At 70.3% G+C, this 2711-nt stretch carries 2 protein-coding genes and 1 pseudogene; 1 reads left to right on the top strand and 2 read right to left on the bottom strand.

What is annotated here, in order from left to right; genetic code table 11:
* Positions 1–532 (bottom strand): TerD family protein (locus R6V09_RS50380; RefSeq protein ID WP_317888129.1); only part of this gene is annotated, 532 nt, incomplete at its 3' end.
* A gap of 146 nt (positions 533–678) precedes the next feature.
* A complete protein-coding gene (locus R6V09_RS50375; protein ID WP_317888128.1) occupies positions 679–1938 on the bottom strand; it encodes a serine hydrolase domain-containing protein in 1260 nt (419 codons plus the stop codon).
* Positions 1939–2240: 302 nt separating this feature from the next.
* Between R6V09_RS50375 and R6V09_RS50370 the strand changes: the two are divergent.
* Positions 2241–2711 (top strand): annotated as a pseudogene (locus tag R6V09_RS50370) (M4 family metallopeptidase); the annotation flags it as partial.

Here is a 2711-nt window from a genome sequence, read left to right as displayed (position 1 = left end):
TGGCGGAACCGCCTCCTCGTGCGGAGGCGGCGGGGATGGGACCGGGAGGTGTGTCCTCGACGATGTCCACACCGAAGTCCCGTGCGATGCCCGCGAGTCCGTCGGCGTACCCCTGCCCCAGTGCGCGCAGCTTCCAGCCCGTGCCGCGCCGGTAGAGCTCGGCCAGGAGCAGGACGGCCTCCTGCTGGGGGCGTGCCGGGGTGAAACGGGCGAGCGGACGGCTGCCCGCGTCTGTGACATGCAGGGTGGGTGCGGGCAGGCGGCCCAGTGATGTGCCGGGGTCGGCGGGGCTGATGACGACGGTGACCCGGGCGGCGCCGGCGCGGAGGCGGGCCGGGTCGACGGTCAGGGTGTCGCCCTGAAGGCGGGCTCCGGTCGCGGTCGGCTGGTTGTAGAACACGAAGTCCGCGTCACCGCCGACCTTGCCGCTCTCGTCCGTGATCAACGCCGACACGTCGAACGGGCCGGGCACCCGAAAGGTCATGGCACCGCCCGGGAGGGGCAGATTGCCGCCCGGTACCAGCTCGTTCATGGCACCGCCCTCGCTGTTCGTGCCCGGGGGAGTGCCCGGTGGGGGAGTTCGTCCTCCACTCAACGTCCCGTCACGGCAGGAGGGTTCCCGTGCGACGCGGTGGGTGCCGGTGCGCGAGCCCGCCCGGCATCCACCGTCGTGCGCACTCAGTCCCGGGCGATCCCCGGTGCGATGTCCTCGTAGGCCATGTGCCGTTCGGTGACGTGGGAGCCCCGGCCGGTGAGCGGCGGACCCTGGACAGTCCTTGTGCGCTTGCCGCAGAACGCCGACTCCAGGGTGCCCGCCATCGTGTTCAGCACCGTGCCGTTGTTGGAGGTGTTGGCCAGCGCGGTCAGGCTGCGGCGGCCGTCCTTCGAGGTGAAGGAGTAGGTGTAGAAACCCTGGACCGCGCCCGTGTGGCCGTACACGGACACGCCGCAGGACAGGTCGCGCCGGCGTAGCCCGAGGCCGTAGCGCGTCGTGCTGTTGACCGGAGTCCAGCGCTCCATCTGCGCGAGCCCGGCGGCGGAGGTGAGCCTGCCGGAGAGCAGTGCGGAGAAGAAGGTGTTCAGGTCGTGGGTGGTGGAGATGAGTGCGCCCGCGCTCTGCGCCCAGGACACCGTCTGGTCGGTCGCGTCGACCGGGTTCGCGCCCGCGCGGTCCGGGGTGAGGTAGCCGTGGGCGTGGCGGCCCGGGATCTTCGTGTCCGGGTGGACGTAGAAGGTGTCGCGCAGCTTGAGCGGCTTGATGATGCGGTCGCGGTACGCGGTCCCCACGGAGTGGCCGGTCAGCTTCTCGATGAGCATCCCGGCGACCACGAAGTTGGTGTTCGAGTACGAGTAGGCGGCGCCCGGCGCGTTGGTGCGCGAGTGCTTCAGGGACAACCGCACCAGCTGCCGGTAGGTGAAGACCTTGTCGCGTACGGCCTCGAAGCCGGAGACCGAGTTGGCGAACATGGAGTTCGTGTAGTCGTAGAGGCCGCTGCGGTGGCTCAGGACATGGCGCACGGTGATCCGCCTGTCGGGCAGCAGCCCGGGCAGATAGCGGTCGACCGAGGCGTCCAGGTCGAGCCTGTGCGCGTCGACGAGTTGGAGCAGGACGACGGCGGAGAACGACTTGGTGACGCTGCCGATGCGGAAGCGGTCGGCGTTGTCGATGGCCTGGCGTGTCGTGCGGTCGTCGACGCCCGCGGCGGCCGTGCGGACGGTTCCGTGGTCGTCGATGCGGGCGATCGCCCCGGGGGCGCCCTGTGCGGTCAGGGTGCGCAGCACGGCGCGGAGGCCCACCATGTCGGGGGCCGGAAGTGCGGTCGTACTGCTGGTTCTCGTGGTGTCCGACCCGTGGGTCGCGGCATGTGCCGGTACCGCCGTGAGCGTCAGCAGCGCCGCTGCCGACGCCGTGGCCCTGCGCACCGTTCTTGAGGCCATCCGGTTCTCCCGTTTTTCTCTGTATGCGAGATCGATCACAGTCGCGCGAGGCAACCTTCTCGCGTCCCGTCACATCTCCACAGCTGACGCACAGTTGGTCATTCGCTGATCACTGAGCGATGCGGATTCGCAAAGTATTGCCATAAAAGCTGCGAAAACCGTTGATTTCGGCTTTACATGCACATGACCGATCCATAAGGCTTTCGCTCCGGGGCCCGACCAGCCCCCTGGGCGCCTTCAACCGCGCCCGGTCTCAAGGCGGTTGGCGATCCCGGCCGTCTCGAAGCGAGGAGCCCTCACCCATGCGTGGATCCCACATACGCGGCCTGGCGGTCGCCGTCGCCGTGACGACGGCCGCCACGGGACTGGCCGGAACGGCCTTCGCGGGACCGACAACTGGGGCGGACCAAGCGGTGGCGGCCACCGGCACCACCGTCGCGTCCGTCGTCACGGCCGCGCGTGCCGCCGCCTTCGCGCATGCGGCGGCGACCGGCGTCGTCCAGGGCGACGGACTCCGGGCCAAGGACGTGATGATCGACCCCGAGGGCGCACGCCATGTCCGGTTCATACGCACGCACCAGGGCATGCCGGTCCTCGGCGGCGACCTCGTCGTCCACCTGTCCCACCGGCTCGCCTACACCGGGGTCACCAGGGCGGCCGACCACGGCGTCGAACCCGCCACCACGCGTCCCGAGCTGACGGCGGCGCAGGCCGAGACGAAGGCCGCCGCCGTCGCGCAGGGCGACGCGGGCACCGCCCGACTCGTGGTCGAC

This window comes from Streptomyces sp. W16 (assembly GCF_033194735.1).
Taxonomy (GTDB): Bacteria; Actinomycetota; Actinomycetes; order Streptomycetales; family Streptomycetaceae; genus Streptomyces.
Note: the sequence above shows the minus strand (reverse complement) of the source record. Positions and strands in the feature narration are given on the sequence as shown.